The 14,880-nt window shown below is 47.1% G+C and carries 15 protein-coding genes; 10 read left to right on the top strand and 5 right to left on the bottom strand.

From position 1 onward, the window contains the following. The first annotated feature begins 115 nt into the window (after positions 1-115). Genes DTQ70_RS27560 through DTQ70_RS27550 form a run of 3 tightly spaced genes read left to right on the top strand, consistent with a single transcriptional unit; the run spans position 116 to position 3,661 of the window. Positions 116-859, top strand: a complete 744-nt coding sequence (locus tag DTQ70_RS27560; protein ID WP_122933798.1) for an intradiol ring-cleavage dioxygenase — start codon at positions 116-118, stop codon at positions 857-859. Positions 860-882: 23 nt separating this feature from the next. Beyond that, on the top strand, positions 883-1,563 hold the full coding sequence (locus tag DTQ70_RS27555) for a pirin family protein (RefSeq protein ID WP_122933797.1): 681 nt from the start codon (positions 883-885) through the stop codon (positions 1,561-1,563). A 58-nt stretch (positions 1,564-1,621) separates the two neighbouring features. Continuing rightward, positions 1,622-3,661 (top strand): OPT family oligopeptide transporter, encoded by a 2,040-nt coding sequence (locus DTQ70_RS27550; RefSeq protein ID WP_122933796.1) that lies wholly within the window; start codon positions 1,622-1,624, stop codon positions 3,659-3,661. Between the two features lie 107 nt (positions 3,662-3,768). Here the strand turns inward: DTQ70_RS27550 and DTQ70_RS27545 are convergent, their stop codons facing one another. Next, positions 3,769-4,494 (bottom strand): DUF1080 domain-containing protein, encoded by a 726-nt coding sequence (locus DTQ70_RS27545; protein WP_122933795.1) that lies wholly within the window; start codon positions 4,492-4,494, stop codon positions 3,769-3,771. Positions 4,495-4,602: 108 nt separating this feature from the next. Between DTQ70_RS27545 and DTQ70_RS27540 the strand changes: the two genes are divergently transcribed. From DTQ70_RS27540 to rpmB, 4 genes are all read left to right on the top strand, one after another. After that, positions 4,603-5,670, top strand: coding sequence for an Ldh family oxidoreductase (locus DTQ70_RS27540; protein WP_122933794.1), 1,068 nt, complete (start codon positions 4,603-4,605; stop codon positions 5,668-5,670). Positions 5,671-5,680: 10 nt separating this feature from the next. Continuing rightward, entirely contained in the window at positions 5,681-6,418 is a 738-nt protein-coding gene (locus DTQ70_RS27535) for a hypothetical protein (protein WP_122933793.1), read from the top strand. A 71-nt stretch (positions 6,419-6,489) separates the two neighbouring features. After that, positions 6,490-7,518: a Holliday junction branch migration DNA helicase RuvB gene (gene ruvB, locus DTQ70_RS27530; protein WP_122933792.1), complete on the top strand. Its 1,029-nt coding sequence runs from the start codon at positions 6,490-6,492 to the stop codon at positions 7,516-7,518. A gap of 77 nt (positions 7,519-7,595) precedes the next feature. Continuing rightward, positions 7,596-7,820, top strand: coding sequence for a 50S ribosomal protein L28 (gene rpmB, locus DTQ70_RS27525; protein WP_028525126.1), 225 nt, complete (start codon positions 7,596-7,598; stop codon positions 7,818-7,820). A gap of 77 nt (positions 7,821-7,897) precedes the next feature. Here the strand turns inward: rpmB and DTQ70_RS27520 are convergent, their stop codons facing one another. Genes DTQ70_RS27520 through DTQ70_RS27510 form a run of 3 tightly spaced genes read right to left on the bottom strand, consistent with a single transcriptional unit; the run spans position 7,898 to position 11,076 of the window. Continuing rightward, a complete protein-coding gene (locus DTQ70_RS27520; protein WP_122933791.1) occupies positions 7,898-9,343 on the bottom strand; it encodes a cellulose synthase family protein in 1,446 nt (481 codons plus the stop codon). 25 nt (positions 9,344-9,368) lie between these two features. After that, positions 9,369-9,818 carry a PaaI family thioesterase gene (locus DTQ70_RS27515; RefSeq protein WP_122933790.1) on the bottom strand — a complete coding sequence of 150 codons (450 nt, stop codon included), beginning with the start codon at positions 9,816-9,818 and terminating at the stop codon, positions 9,369-9,371. Between the two features lie 25 nt (positions 9,819-9,843). Continuing rightward, positions 9,844-11,076, bottom strand: a complete 1,233-nt coding sequence (locus DTQ70_RS27510) for a glycosyltransferase family 4 protein (protein WP_122933789.1) — start codon at positions 11,074-11,076, stop codon at positions 9,844-9,846. 42 nt (positions 11,077-11,118) lie between these two features. Here DTQ70_RS27510 and DTQ70_RS27505 point away from each other — a divergent pair, with 42 nt between their 5' ends. Together DTQ70_RS27505 and DTQ70_RS27500 are read left to right on the top strand one after the other, a co-directional pair. After that, positions 11,119-12,315 (top strand): FAD-binding oxidoreductase, encoded by a 1,197-nt coding sequence (locus tag DTQ70_RS27505; protein ID WP_122933788.1) that lies wholly within the window; start codon positions 11,119-11,121, stop codon positions 12,313-12,315. Positions 12,316-12,324: 9 nt separating this feature from the next. Further along, positions 12,325-12,879 carry a hypothetical protein gene (locus tag DTQ70_RS27500; protein WP_164490243.1) on the top strand — a complete coding sequence of 185 codons (555 nt, stop codon included), beginning with the start codon at positions 12,325-12,327 and terminating at the stop codon, positions 12,877-12,879. Between the two features lie 43 nt (positions 12,880-12,922). On the opposite strand, the gene DTQ70_RS27495 is transcribed toward DTQ70_RS27500, so the two are convergent. Beyond that, a complete protein-coding gene (locus DTQ70_RS27495) occupies positions 12,923-13,552 on the bottom strand; it encodes an LON peptidase substrate-binding domain-containing protein (RefSeq protein ID WP_122934582.1) in 630 nt (209 codons plus the stop codon). A 102-nt stretch (positions 13,553-13,654) separates the two neighbouring features. On the opposite strand from DTQ70_RS27495, the gene DTQ70_RS27490 reads away from it, so the two are divergent. Beyond that, on the top strand, positions 13,655-14,878 hold the full coding sequence (locus DTQ70_RS27490; RefSeq protein WP_122933786.1) for a serine hydrolase: 1,224 nt from the start codon (positions 13,655-13,657) through the stop codon (positions 14,876-14,878). Positions 14,879-14,880: the final 2 nt, after the last annotated feature.

The following is a 14,880-nucleotide window of genomic DNA, read 5'->3' as shown; positions in this document are numbered from 1 at the left end:
TGTGTTTACCGCAACATTTAAGCCCTTTACCTCAAAACAGGCTTTTTGCACAACGTTGTGCATGTCTTGTACGTATGGGTAATTAAAATCACTCATTCAAACGAATCAAACGAATATGGAACGCAAGGAATTTTTGAAAAGAAGCTTGTCACTTTTAGGAATTGCAGCAGTAACACCCCTCGTAAGTGCCTGTAGCAAAGACACCGTTGACCCCACCACGTCAACGTCGGGTTCTACCACATCGCAAGGTTCTACCAATGGCTCTTCGAGCACTAACTGTACAGTGACAAATTCGGAAACCGAAGGGCCGTTTCCCACCAAAACTCCTAGCTCTTTGGTGTTGAAAGACATCCGTTCTGACCGCACAGGTCTCCCGATGACAGTGGCTATTAACATCAAAAACAAAAATAACAACTGTACAAATCTCTCGGGAGCATTGGTTGATATTTGGCACTGCGATGCCGACGGCAACTACTCAGAATACGGAGGAACGGGTATGCAAAGTACCAATTACACTTCGGTTCATTTTTTACGGGGACGCCAAACAACGGATGCATCAGGGAACGTTGGTTTTACAACAATTTTCCCAGGCTGGTATTCTGGTCGTGCGGTACACATCCACGTTCACATTTATGATGCTACGGGTAAGTCATTGTTGGTCACCCAAATCGCCTTTCCTGCCGATGTATGTGACACCGTATTTACTACTGCCACCAACTATTACAAAAAAGGCAAAGCGGATACCACCAACGAAAAAGACAACGTGTTTGGAGACGGGTATGCCAACGAGCTTGCGACGCTTTCGGGAAGTGTTGCCAATGGATATGCTTTAACCCACACCATTGTTGTAAGCGCGTAGCCCATTATATTGATTCATAGACCATGATGCCCTCAACCAACGCCATTATCTTCTTAGCCGACCAGCGCGGAGTGTCACAACTCGACTGGTTTCGGAGCTACCATAGTTTCAATTTTGGAGCGTACCAAGCCGAAAACCGTGAGCCGTTTGGCTCCTTGCGCGTGCTGAACGACGACACCCTTGATTACGAACGTAGCCTCGAAATGACGGTTGACCAAGCGACGGATGTGGTTTTGATTCCGTTGGTTGGGGCTTTGGAATATGAAAATAGCCTAAACCAAACGGGTTTTGTTGAAGCTGGGCAAGTACAGGTGTTTTCGGCAAAGGAAGGGATGAGCTACAAAGTCACCAACCCGTATCCTGACCATCTGGTGAATTTTTTACAGATTTGGTTGAAGCGTCCGCCAGAAGATTTTACCCCAAAAACCGAAATAAATACGTTCGATTTTTCGCAAAAGAATCGGTTGCTTCCTCTTTTTAATGCGTGTGTGCCAGGTTTCATCGGGCGTTATGACGGGCGGGTAGAGGATATTTATCAAGTGCAATCAGCAGGTAAAGGAGTGTATGTTTTTGTGATAGAAGGTGCATTTGAAGTCCAAAACCGCCTGCTTCACGCCCGCGATGGCTTATCGCTTTCCTCGGTGACGGAGGTGGAATTTGAAGCCTTGTCCAATGATGCTATGTTGCTGATTTTGGAAACCTAATTGTGGTTTTCTATTTCAATGCTATCTTTAAGGTTTATCTCCTAAACCTTAAAGCTTCATGGAATCAAAAGACTTCAAACCCTACGTTCCCAACGAAAGTAGTGTCGCCGAATTTACTGTCAAATCGGTCGTCATGGGTGCTATTTTTGGCGTATTATTCGGCGCTGCTACGGTGTATTTATCGCTCAAAGCGGGGCTTTCGGTCTCGGCTTCTATCCCCATTGCCGTTTTGGCTATCTCGCTGGGTCGCAAATTTTTAGGCACCACCATCCTCGAAAACAACATCATTCAAACCACGGGTTCGGCGGGTGAGTCCATCGCTTCGGGCGTGGTGTTTACCTTGCCAGGCTTTTTGTTTCTTTCCATGACTGAAGAAGGCAAAAGCATCGGGGCCGATTTTTTCAATTATTGGACCATTCTCACATTAGCGATTTTAGGCGGATTTTTAGGCACATTTATGATGATTCCGTTGCGGCGGTCGCTGATTGTGCAAGAGCACGGCACCCTCCCCTACCCCGAAGGAACGGCTTGCGGTTCGGTGTTGATTGCGGGCGAAAAAGGCGGTGACCTTGCCAAAACAGCCTATCAAGGGCTTGGCGTGGCCATGTTGTACGCTTTTTTCCAAAAAATCTTACACGTGATTGCCGAAGTACCCAAATTAGCCTCATCTCAAGCCAGCAAAATCTTCCCCTCAGCCGTCGTCAGCGGTGAAATTACACCTGAATATTTGGGCGTAGGCTACATCATTGGCTTTCGTATTTCGGCGGTGTTGGTGGGCGGCGGACTTTTAGCGTGGCTGGGGCTCATTCCCCTTTTGGCCACCCTCGTTCCTGCCGATACCATCGCCGAGCAGCTTATCAAATTGGGCTACCTCAAAGACCTCGCTACCGCAGGCGGCCCAGGTGGCTGGAACCCTGATTCTCACAGCTTTACTGACACTGCATCGGCCATTTATCGCGCTTATATTCGTCAGATTGGCGCAGGTGCCGTGGCGGCGGGTGGTTTTATGGCTTTGATTAAAAGCATTCCTACAATTGTCTCTTCCTTCAGCCAAAGTTTAGCTTCAATGAAAGCAGGCGCTGATGCCACTCGCCTCCGTACCGAACAAGATTTGTCGTTTAAAGTGGTGCTTTTTGGTTGTTTGGCCTTGGTAATTTTGATGGTGATTTTGCCCCAAATCCCTGGTGATGGGTTCTTAACCAAGTTTTTGATTGCGGTGTTGGTCGTGGTTTTTGGCTTTTTCTTCGTCACCGTCGCCAGCCGCATTGTCGGTATTATTGGGTCAAGTTCGTCGCCCGTTTCGGGCATGACCATTGCGACCATCATGGCTACTTCGTTGGTTTTCATTGGGTTTGGGTTAACAGGAAAAATGTACGAACCTGCTGTGTTGGTGATTGGGGGGATGATTTGCATCGCTGCCGCCAATGCAGGAAACACTTCACAAGACCTCAAAACGGGGTATTTGGTGGGCGCTACGCCACGTTATCAGCAGATTGCCCTTTTCATCGGGGTCATTGTGTCGTCGTTGGTAATCGGTGCTACCGTCAAATTGCTCGACACACCTACGCCTGATTTGGCTGCTCAAGGCATTCAGCACGCAATTGGCACCGACAAGTTTCCTGCTCCCCAAGGCACTTTGATGGCCACGCTTATCAAAGGACTTTTATCGTTTAACCTCGATTGGCAGTTTGTGTTGGTAGGGGTCTTTATTGCCCTCACCATCGAAATCATGGGAGTCAACGCGCTTTCGTTTGCCGTGGGTTTGTACCTTCCTCTTTCAACGACTTTGCCCATTTTTGCGGGCGGGTGCGTCAAAGCGTTTGTCAATTGGAACTCAAAACGCCAAGGAATCGAAGAAGAAGACGCTGACTTGGGCAAAGGGAATTTGTTTTCGACGGGATTGGTGGCAGGTGGTGCATTGGCGGGCGTAGTTGTAGCTCTCCTCTCGGTCAACGACAGTATTTTTAATGCCCTTGCCAACATCAACCTCGAACACGCCCTTGCTTCAGTCTTCGGTGAAGGCGGATACCAACTCCTTGGCTCAGGCTTATTTGCCGCCATGGCCGTAGTGTTGTATCGCGTAGCAATGAAGCGATAAGATTTTTGTACAAAAATATTTTTCACCCGCAGATTTTCGCCGAACAAGAACTTCATAAAGCAATTATTCAGCGAAAATCTGCGGGAAAAATTTCAGGCAATGCCCCATTACTTCAACTTCCGAAGTTTGATGTTTCGGTACCAAACTGTACTTCCCCAATCTTGTAAGCCAATCACGCCAGTTAATTGATTTTGGGCAATGGGGGCATTTTTCAGCGGACTATTGGTAATTCGTTGCTTCCAATCAGCACTCGACAAATCGTGTTCTTGAACCACAAAGCCGTTGAGTGTAATCGTTAATTTGTTTTTCCGAAACACCGCGTGCACCTGATTCCATTCGCCGACAGGATTGATTTCACGAAGACGTGCATTGGCGACTCCAAAGAAATCGCCCGCACGGTGTTTGTTTTCGGCGGCACCTTCATAAATTTTATCATCCAACACCTGAAGCTCAAGCCCCGTGTTGTGCATGTTTTTATACTGATCCGCTTCTTTCACAAAAAAGAAAATACCGCTATTGGCCAATGGACTTACTTTCCAGTCAGCTTTGAACTCAAAATCCCCCGAAACAAGCACGTTTGAAACGATGTCTCCGCCATTGGGGGCTTTGTTTCCTGCTCTGACAGGCACGTCGAGCTTGAGGGCATCACCTTCTACTTTCCACGCCGTCCCTACGCCTTTGCCACCGTACGTATGCCAACCCGACACATCTTTACCATTAAATAATAATTCCCAACCTTGCTTTTTTTCTTGGGTGGAAAGAACGTTTTGGGCTTGGGTTTGAAAGGCCAAAGTTCCCATCAACAAGGCGAGCGAAATTACTAGCTTATACATCGTTAAAATTAGTTTGACTGTTCCTGTCCAAAGCCAAGAAGCAGACTATTTTACTTTCGTGCATTTCTTGCGACATTTGCGCTCAAACAATTTCAAGATACTTTTACTATGTTTTCTGCTGAACAACTACGAACTTTTACCAAAAATATATTCCAAAGCATCGGTTTTTCGGAAGAAGATGCTACGCTAGCCGCCACTGTCCTTATTGCCGCCGACTTGCGTGGCGTTGACTCGCACGGCATCGCTCGCTTAGCAGGTTACGTACGGTTGTTTGACCACGGACGCCTCAACCCTACCCCAACGATTAAGATTGTACACCAAACCCCCAGCACCGCCGTCGTCGATGGTGACGCTGGCGTCGGGTTGGTTGTGGGGCCAAAAACCATGGAAATTGTCATTGAAAAAGCCAAAAACGTGGGCTCGGGCTGGATTTCGGTGCAAAACTCTAACCACTTTGGTATTGCGGGCTACCACGCCATGCTTGCCCTCCCCCACGACATGATAGGCATGGCCATGACCAACGCCGCACCGTTGGTTGCCCCCACGTTTTCGTTGGAAAAAATGCTCGGTACCAACCCCATTGCCGTGGCCGTTCCTGCTCAAGAAGAACCTGCCTTTGTCGCCGATTTTGCCAGTACAGCGGCGGCTTACGGTAAGTTTGAGATTTTACAACGCAAAAACCTCCCCGCTCCCCTTGGCTGGGCGCAAGATTCGGCAGGCAACATCACGACCGACTCCAACCCCATCAAAAACGGCGGGGCATTGCTTCCGCTTGGCTCTGACCGCGAGCACGGTAGCCATAAGGGCTACGGACTGGGGGCGATTGTAGATATTTTTTCGGGCGTATTGTCGGGGGCTAATTACGGGCCTTGGGTGCCGCCTTTTGCAACCGCAGGCTTTATGAGTGCCAACGAAGGGGTAGGAAAAGGGACTGGGCACTTTTTTGGCGCGATGCGGATAGACGGTTTTCGTCCTGCCGACGAATTTAAAGCCCACATGGATACGTGGATTCGCCGTTTTCGCTCGGCCGAGGCCGTCGAAGGTAAGCAAGTCTTGATTCCTGGCGACCCCGAACGCGCCATAGAAGCCGACCGCCTTGAAAACGGTCTCGATTTACTCGACCCCGTCGTACAATCATTGGAAGAACTTGGCAAAAGATTTGGTGTCTCTTTATAATCAACATTTTATGAAAAAACTGTTTTTAGCCCTGACTTTCTGTGGTTTGTTGGCACACATGGCTTATGGACAAGCGCCCAACTATTTTCCACAACTGACCAAAATTCGCATTGATGGCGGGATGAACCCTGTAATATTTGGCTACGACAAAACTAACATCAAGCTCAGTCGAAAAAAATGTACGCAATTTCCCAAAAATAGCCCTTGGTATTGCCCCGACCCTGACGCCCCTGTCTATGAGCGATTGGCCAGTTTTAAACATCCACAAATCAGTGATTCGCTGTATGTGTTGTTTTCGCACGGCCCCAGCGAAGACCCCAATTTTATGATTGCGACCAAATCGGGCAAAAACCTCGGAACGGTCAATGGATTGCAGCTATTTTTGACTAATAGCACCACTTTTTACGTCAGCGGGCATACCAACAACTTGTTTGATAAACGTCGGAAGTTTCAAATCAAAAACGACACCATCGCCGAAATCACCCAACCTTTTTACTACGTGGGTTTACAATCAGTGGCGTTGAAAGAGCTTACGTTGTACAAAGACAAAACCTCCAAAGAAGTAGTAGCAACCCTCCCCAAAGGCTATAAAGTTGAAGTAGTGATGGCTGAATTTGGCCGCCCCGATTTTGAACTAGAAGAACATTTTCTGGTTCGTACTGACTTTGGGCTTATCGGTTGGCTACGTCTCAATAAAAACGAACCCTGGGAAAGTTACATCAAGGGGCTATTCTTTGCAGGAGATTAGTTTTTTGTGGTAAAACACCGCTTTGTCCACAAAGACTTCCGCTATTCACCACTTTAACGTATCTTTGATGTATGCGTCAAGATTATCTATCAGGAAATAAAGAGCCACTTTCGCCCATCGAAAAAGAAATTGACAAGGCATTACGGCCATTGTCATTCAGTGATTTTGCGGGGCAAGACAAGATTCTTGAAAACATTCGAATCTTTGTAACGGCAGCCAAACAACGGGGCGAACCCCTCGACCACGTGCTTCTTCACGGGCCTCCAGGTTTGGGAAAGACAACCCTTTCTAACATCATTGCCAATGAATTAGGCTCTACCATGAAAACATCGTCGGGGCCTGTACTGGACAAACCAAGCGATTTGGCTGGGTTGTTGACAAATCTACAGCCTAACGACGTGTTGTTTATCGACGAGATTCACCGCCTCAACCCAATTGTGGAGGAGTATTTGTATTCGGCCATGGAAGACTATAAAATCGACATCATGCTCGATTCTGGACCGAATGCGCGGAGCATTCAAATCAGCTTGAATCCCTTTACCCTCATTGGTGCGACCACCCGCGCGGGCTTGCTTACGTCACCTTTACGGGCACGTTTTGGAATCAATTGCCGCCTAGAGTATTACGATGCCCAACTGTTATCATCCATTGTAAAAAGGTCTTCTGCCATTTTGGGCACACCGATTGAAGACGATGGTGCCTTTGAGATTGCCCGCCGTAGCCGCGGTACGCCGCGTATCGCCAATAATTTATTGCGCCGTACTAGGGATTTTGCCCAAGTCAAAGGAAAAGGACGGATTACGGTAGAGATAGCCGAGATTGCCCTCAAAGCGCTTGATGTGGACCAACACGGCCTCGACGAAATGGATATCCGTATTTTAAGTACTATTATTGATAAATTTAAAGGAGGGCCTGTCGGCATCACCACAATCGCAACGGCTTGCGGCGACGAAGCCGAAACGATTGAAGAAGTTTATGAGCCTTTTTTGATTCAAGAAGGATTTATAAAACGTACCTCGCGGGGACGAGAAGCCACCGAAAAAGCTTATCGACACCTAGGAATTGTCCCTAAATTTAGGACGGGCGACCTATTTGGCTAGTCTTTTTTCAGAAAAGACTTGTTATTTTTTGAAAAAATCACGACTTTTGCACCCTCATTCTGAAAACAACAATTGTCATGGCCAGAGTTTGTGAAATTACGGGCAAAAGAACACGAGTTGGTAATAACGTATCGCACGCTAACAATAAAACCAAGCGTAAGTTTTATCCAAACTTGCAAACAAAGAAGTTTTTTATTCCTTCTTTGAATGAGTGGGTAGAAATTAAATTGGCTACTTCAGCTCTTCGTACTATCAATAAAAAAGGTATTGAAGCAGTTTTGAAAGAAGTAGGCGCGTTGTAGTCATACACAACCATCTTTTGCAAAAGATTTAACCCCGCGACGGCGGGGTTTTTTGTTGCCCTTTCCAACCCAAAAAGTCAAGATAACGAGTGTTTGACAGAATAATAACCCACAAACCCGTACCCCAACACCAACATGCTGTGCAGCCCAACCAACGAGTAGGTCTGCCAATATAAACCCAGTGCAAGACCAAACCCAAAGTACAAAACCAAGCCTACCTCCAGCCAAGTGAGCGGGTTGAGACTCCGAACGAGGTACTTTTTTTGCTGCCAATTTCCTTGGTGTTGAACAATTCCCCATTTGGGAGTACGGACAAAAGGCGTTTTCTTTCCCAAATATCCTTCAATTACCGCTATTGAATTATGCAGCGAAAGCCCCATGATGACGGTCAAAAATAAGGGCAATTGCCATGCTAGTTCAGATAGTGATTTTCGGCCGTAGTGCGTCGTGCCGTAGAATCCAACTAGAATAACAACACTTAATTGAAAAAACTGAAAAATCCCCAATACCGAATTAAATCGCGGCGAGTCGTGCGTGATAAGTAAGGCGGGAATACTCAGTAACGCCATTGCAAATACCGCGATAAACACGCCACTGTTGAGCAAGTGAAAAGCCGCATGGACTTTCGTCGAAAGCCTAAGCGACTCATTTTTAAACACTTTCCATAAGTTTTTGCGCGCACATTCGGCAGCACCTTTCATCCAGCGGTATTGTTGCGACTTAAACGCGGGCATGGTTGCAGGTAATTCGGCGGGACTTTCTACTTTTTCGAGATACACAAACTGCCAGCCCCGAAGCTGCGCGCGGTAGCTCAAGTCGAGGTCTTCGGTGAGGGTATCCGACGACCAGCCGCCTGCATCGGTAATACAACTCGCTCGCCAAACGCCTGCCGTTCCGTTAAAGTTGATAAAATGCCCGTTGGCATTTCGGCCGCCCTGTTCTACCACAAAATGCCCATCTAACCCGAAAGCTTGGAGCTGAGTAAGCAACGAGTAAGACTCATTGAGATGCCCCCAACGGGTTTGTACTACCCCCACCGAAGGCGAGGAAAAGTGAGGCAGTGTTTTTTGTAAAAAATCGGACGCAGGGATAAAATCAGCGTCAAAAATTGCGATAAATTCAGCTTGAGTGAGCATCAGTCCGTAGGCCAACGCCCCTGCTTTGAAGCCTTCACGCTGAGGCCGACGAATGTGCGAAATGACAAACCCTACTGATTGATAATGCGCTACTTTTTGGGCGATAAGCGCAATGGTCTCGTCCGTCGAATCATCCAATACTTGAATTTCAAGCAATTCTTTGGGGTACTCAAAAGCACAAACGGCATCAATGAGGCGTTCAATCACGTAACGTTCGTTGTAAATAGGAAGTTGTACACAAACTTTTGGCAAGCTAGTTAGCAGACTCAGGCCATCCGTCGGTGCTTGACGACGCCAATAATTCCAAACCAAACTCAGCTGTGCGCAACTGTACAAAAACAGCACACAGGTGGGAAGTAGGTACAACAATATCACCAAAAATTTCATACGCAACGCTACATCATGAGTTTGCTTAAAACGCCAACTTCATCGAGGTCTGAATCAGGTTAGTGCTACACTTTGCGATAATCTTTTGGTCAGCATTGGTAATCCGTGCTTCGCAATGAATCACATTTTTACCCGCGCGAATAACTTCCGCTCTAGCGGTGAGTACATCGCCGACGCGAGCAGCGTTGAGAAAATCACAGTTGAGGTTGACCGAAGTATAGGCGTATTCACGGCCTAGGGTAAACACCAACATACCCACAATATCGTCCATAATGGAAGCCGCTGCCCCGCCGTGGAGAGTCATCATAGGATTGGTCATGTCTTCGCGTACGACAAACTCGACGACCATTGCATTGGATTGAATATCAACAAGTTTACCATTAAGCCAGCGCCCAAGCCCCGATGGGCTTTTGGTCATTTGTTGGCCGATTTGAGAACGAAAAAATTCTAAACGTGGATTGGTTTCGTTAGTCATGAAGTAGTTGTGAGTGGAGAGTAATTTACTTTACTTGTTGCAATGCTGCTAGGTACTTGCTGGCTAAAACTTCGCGGTCAAAATGGGCTTGGGCGTAGCGGTAGCCGTTTTGTCCGTGCTGTTTTGCCAACGATGGATTATGTAAATATACACGAATTTTATCGGCAAAATCGGCTGGATTTTCGGGTTCAACGTACAAACCTGCATTGGCGTCTTCCAACAACTGCCTCGAAACACCGTCAATGGCCATTAAAATAGGCTTTTGGCAAGACATATAATCGAAGGTTTTGTTAGAATAAATGGTCTTAAATGTATCTACTTTTTTCAGAACTGACGCCCCTGCGTCGGAAGCCAAAATGTATTTAAACACATCTCGTTTGGGAACGGAATCAATAAAACGGACATTCGTCAGGCCACGTTGCTGGGCATCGGCTTTTAGTTCGGCCTTGAGCATTCCATCCCCAATCAGCAAAAACAAAACGTTGGTATCACGCAATAATTCAGCCGTATCTAGCACCTGCACTAAGTGGTTGGCAACACCATGCGCGCCTACGTAGGTTACCACAAAATGCTGTTCCAACTGCTGTTCACGACGAAAAGCGGCAACATCGAACGTTTGGAGCAATTCTTCCGACAATGAAAAGTCAGCGGCGTTGGGGATAAAAATGATTTTTGACGGAGGAACTCCTTTATTACTAATTAATTTATCGCGAAAAGCGGGCGTCAGTACATTGATAAGACGGGCTTTGCGGTACATCAACTTCTCAAACCAATAGGCAAATTTGATAAGTACGCCGTTGGTCAAGACACCCGTGTCGATGGCGGATTCGGGCCACAAGTCGCGGATTTCAAAAACAAAGGGAGTACGTTTGAACAAGGAAAGTACGTAAGCCGTAATTCCTACAAAAAGAGGTGGCGAAGTTACCACAATGACATCGTAACTACCACGGGCGTAGCGAAGTCCGCCCCAAATGCTCGAAAATGTAAACGAAAAATACGCCCACAGCCGCCCGACAAAGCTTTTATTATATGACTCCGAAACGTGGCAACGGATGACGTCCACTCCGTCTTGGTTGGTGCTACGGTCAAAATATTTCCCATTGTATTTGGCAGGACGATGCCCCATGTAATGCACCATGCCCGCAAGCACAGTGACTTGGTGCCCCGATTCTTGCCAAAATCGACTCATTTCGTTCCAACGCGAACCTCCGCCGTCGTTGTCTTCCAGAAAATATTGGTGAATTAGTAAAATTCTCATAAGTTGGTGCGAAGATACAGTAAAGTCCTAAATCTTAAACCTATGTCTGCTCAACCTACCTTTGCTCCCCGAAATAACCAAATCTTTGAAGCCCCACGCCAAGGGGCATTGCTTGACGCTCACGCGCACATTGCGGTGGTGGGCGCAGGGGTTTTTGGCGGCTGGACGGCCTTGTGGCTACGCCGTTTAGGGTTTCGGGTGACGTTGGTTGACGCTTGGGGACCTGGTAACTCGCGGGCAAGCTCGGGTGACGAAACGCGGGTCATTCGCTCGACTTATGGTGCCAACGAAACCTACTTTGACCTCAACGTACGGGCCATTGAGTTGTGGCGCGAACACCAGCAAAAGTGGAACAAAAAAATGTTTTTCAACTCAGGTGTACTGTGGTTTTGTTACGATGAAGCCCCCGAAATGATTGAAGCGACGCTGCCATTTATGAAAAAACACGGTTTAGAATACCAGTATATTTCCAAAACCGAAGCGGCACAACGCTATCCCCATATTTATACCAACGACCTACACCACCTCGTTCTCGACCCTCATGGCGGTTATCTAAAAGCCCGTGAAAGCTGCCAAACGGTACTCGAAGCTTTTGTACGAGAAGGAGGAACGTATGTGAATGCGTTGGTTCAACCCACCGCGATTGAAAACGGCAAGATGACAACTTTGTCTTTGTCCAACGGTACGAGGTTGTCGGCCGATGCGTACGTGTTTGCCTGTGGTTCTTGGTTAAGGCGGCTGTTTCCTGATGTACTTGGAACTATCATTACGTGTACCAAACAAGAAGCTTATTATTTGGGGGTACCTGCCTCGCATACGGCGTATTTTGACCACATGCCTGCTTGGATTGACCTCGACGGCGAAGATTTTTATTACGGAATTCCAGGGAACACGTACCGAGGGTTTAAAGTTGGAGTTGACAAACGAGGGGATATTTTTGACCCAACGGACGGAGAACGTGTGGCAAATGCGGAGGTCTTGACCAAAGCACGGGCTTTTATGGCGCACCGTTTTCCCCCGCTAAAAAATGCTCCTTTGGTCGAAAATCGTGTGTGCCCTTACGAAAACTCACCCGATGGCAATTTCATTCTGGATACGCATCCTGAGGCCGAAAACTGCTGGTTTTTAGGAGGAGGTTCTGGACACGGTTATAAGCACGGCCCCGCCTTGGGCGAACTTGCTGCCGATATTATTTCAGGAAAACGCCCCCTAGAAAATCTCTTCCGAATGCGGGAATAAGGAATCATAGTGCTTCTGGTTGCTCATACACGTGCTTCTGGTTGCTCACAACCAGAAGAAAACCGCCAGTTCAGCCGCAAGGGCGGGTTGGAAGCAACCCGCTGCACAGTGTATCCTTTTGCGATGATTATCTTGACAGTTTTGGTCGCATTGCAGAAGGGGAAAGTAACGGAAGAGGAGCTTTTAAAACAAAAAGTAGAATTGCTCAAGCGGTTGGTTAGTAAGGGTTTTAGTCGGGGGAAGATAGAGGCATTGATGGGTTTTTTGAAGCTTTACGTACGTTTTGGAAAACGGGAAAATGATGTTAAATTTGACGAAGCGATAGAGTTATTGTTAAACAAACCGAAAGAAACGATGGGGATTGTTGAATTTGTGTTGGAGCGTGAACGTCGCTTGGGAGAAAAGCGAGGGCTAGCCAAAGGAGAGAAAAAGGGTGTAGAAGCACAAAAGCTGCATTTTGTAAATACCCTCCTAGCTGAAACAAGCTTTGATGATGCCAAAATTGCATCGTTGGCTGATGTATCTATTGAAACTGTGCAAAAGCTTAGAAGTCAGGGCAAATAAGCTGTACACGTGCTTCTGGTTGCTCACAACCAGAAGAAAACCGTTAAAAATTCAACGGGTCGAGGTTCTTAAAGTGACCATTCATGCGGATACGTTCTTTGGTACGCTCCATTTCTGACATTACTGGAAGTACTTTATTCAAATGTTTTAAAATATACCGTTGACGTTCTTTCTCCGAGCGAATCGTTAACAAATGATACTCTTCTTCTTGTGAAAGCCCAATCTTGTGGGCAATTTGGTAAGAAAAAGGCACTACATCAGGATTAAAATCTACCTTCGTTTGAAGTAAAGTATAGAGGCGGTCGAGTTGGAAAAGCAATTCAGCCATGGCAGCTTGAGGTTCATCCGTATCTTCAAAAAACGTCACCTCCCCTCCCGAATACAGCTTCCCTGCCACTGGATTTTGAAAAGTAAGTATTCTAAAAACCCGAATTCCCCGCGTCTTGATGTCCATCCGACCATCTTCGTGAAGTTTGGCAAGACGTACCACTTCCATCTCGGTTCCGTAACCTGGGAGTTTGTTGCCAATGAACGTTGGAATCCCAAACGTTTTTTGTTCGTTAATACATTCGTTGATAAGCTGACGATAACGCGGCTCAAAAATATGGAGATTGAGATTTTCGGTAGGATAAGCTACCAAGGCCAGAGGAAAAAGAGGGAGAAAACGTTCCATACGATTACGATACTGCCAAGAATACATAAAACAGTGGTAACAAATGTACTTCTGCTTTTTGAAAATTTCCTACTTTTAAATTTACATTTTAACTCACTGTTTATGCGTATTGTTGCTACTGGTTTGATTTTTTGGGCATTGGCGATTTCTTCATTTGGTCAAAAAAATCCCCCCCCAACTCCCTACTTTCCTCCTGCTCATACGTGGGCACAAAAAACACCCAGCGAATTGGGTTTAAACCCTACCAAATTGGCCGAAGCGATTGCTTTTGCGAAAGCATCGGAGTCCAAAAATCCGCGAAGCATGGAGCAGTCGCACTACCAGACTTTTGGTAAAGAACCTTACGGTTTTGCCATTGGCCCCTTCAACGATCGTGGCGACCAAACAGGCATCATTGTTTACAAAGGGTATATTGTGGCGCAGTGGGGCGAACCCAACCGCTGCGATATTACGCACAGTGTCACCAAGAGTTTTTTATCCACAGTGGTGGGACTGGCGGTGGACAAAGGTCTGATTCGTAGCGTGAACGACACGGTAGCGGGCTATGTTCCCCCCATCGAATTGTACGGACAACCCGTGCAGCGTCCAGCCGAAGAGTTTGGTAAACCTGAACTTTTGAACTTATTTGATACGCCGCATAATCGCCGCATTACGTGGGATCACATGTTGCGCCAAACCTCGGATTGGGAAGGGACGCTTTGGGGAAAACCAGACTGGGCTGACCGCCCCGATGCCGATGCATCGAAGTGGCTGACGCGTCCTCGAAATGCGCCTGGAGCAGTATATGAGTACAACGATGTTCGCGTAAATGCCCTGGCGTTGGCTGCCATGAGCGTTTGGCGAAAGCCTCTGCCTCAAGTACTAAAAGAACGAATCATGGATGAAATTGGGGCGTCAAATACGTGGCGCTGGACGGGCTATCGCAATGCGTGGATTGTACTCGACGGGCAGCCTGTGCAGTCGGTAAGTGGCGGCGGGCATTGGGGAGGAGGAATGTTTATCAATGCCTACGACATGGCACGCTTTGGATTATTGACCTTGCATCGTGGACGCTGGAACGGCAAACAATTGCTATCAGAGCAGTGGGTGAAACAAGCCACAACACCTACCACCGCCCAACCGACCTATGGGTATATGAACTGGTTTTTGAATACCGACCGCAAACCACTTCCAAGTGCTCCAGCGAACGTTTATTACCACGTTGGTAACGGGACAAACATTGTTTATGTTGACCCCGACCATGAACTCGTGATGGTCGTTCGCTGGATTGAAAACTCGTCGCTTGATGGGATTGTCAAGCGTGTGTTAGAGGCTTTCCCACGGTAATT

The sequence above is a fragment of the Runella sp. SP2 genome, assembly GCF_003711225.1.
Lineage (GTDB): Bacteria > Bacteroidota > Bacteroidia > Cytophagales > Spirosomataceae > Runella.
The sequence above is the reverse complement of the archived record's forward strand: the minus strand, read 5'-3'. Positions and strand labels throughout refer to the sequence as shown.

Excerpts from the sequence above, each read along its gene's own strand:
- rpmB (WP_028525126.1), top strand. The coding sequence starts at position 7,596 with ATGGCCAGAGTTTGTGAAATTACGGGCAAAAGAACACGAGTTGGTAAT.
- DTQ70_RS27535 (WP_122933793.1), top strand. The coding sequence starts at position 5,681 with ATGAAAAAACTGTTTTTAGCCCTGACTTTCTGTGGTTTGTTGGCACAC.
- DTQ70_RS27490 (WP_122933786.1), top strand. The coding sequence starts at position 13,655 with ATGCGTATTGTTGCTACTGGTTTGATTTTTTGGGCATTGGCGATTTCT.
- DTQ70_RS27505 (WP_122933788.1), top strand. The coding sequence starts at position 11,119 with ATGTCTGCTCAACCTACCTTTGCTCCCCGAAATAACCAAATCTTTGAA.
- DTQ70_RS27520 (WP_122933791.1), bottom strand. The coding sequence starts at position 9,343 with ATGAAATTTTTGGTGATATTGTTGTACCTACTTCCCACCTGTGTGCTG.
- DTQ70_RS27495 (WP_122934582.1), bottom strand. The coding sequence starts at position 13,552 with ATGGAACGTTTTCTCCCTCTTTTTCCTCTGGCCTTGGTAGCTTATCCT.
- DTQ70_RS27560 (WP_122933798.1), top strand. The coding sequence starts at position 116 with ATGGAACGCAAGGAATTTTTGAAAAGAAGCTTGTCACTTTTAGGAATT.
- ruvB (WP_122933792.1), top strand. The coding sequence starts at position 6,490 with ATGCGTCAAGATTATCTATCAGGAAATAAAGAGCCACTTTCGCCCATC.
- DTQ70_RS27545 (WP_122933795.1), bottom strand. The coding sequence starts at position 4,494 with ATGTATAAGCTAGTAATTTCGCTCGCCTTGTTGATGGGAACTTTGGCC.
- DTQ70_RS27515 (WP_122933790.1), bottom strand. The coding sequence starts at position 9,818 with ATGACTAACGAAACCAATCCACGTTTAGAATTTTTTCGTTCTCAAATC.
- DTQ70_RS27540 (WP_122933794.1), top strand. The coding sequence starts at position 4,603 with ATGTTTTCTGCTGAACAACTACGAACTTTTACCAAAAATATATTCCAA.
- DTQ70_RS27510 (WP_122933789.1), bottom strand. The coding sequence starts at position 11,076 with ATGAGAATTTTACTAATTCACCAATATTTTCTGGAAGACAACGACGGC.
- DTQ70_RS27555 (WP_122933797.1), top strand. The coding sequence starts at position 883 with ATGATGCCCTCAACCAACGCCATTATCTTCTTAGCCGACCAGCGCGGA.
- DTQ70_RS27550 (WP_122933796.1), top strand. The coding sequence starts at position 1,622 with ATGGAATCAAAAGACTTCAAACCCTACGTTCCCAACGAAAGTAGTGTC.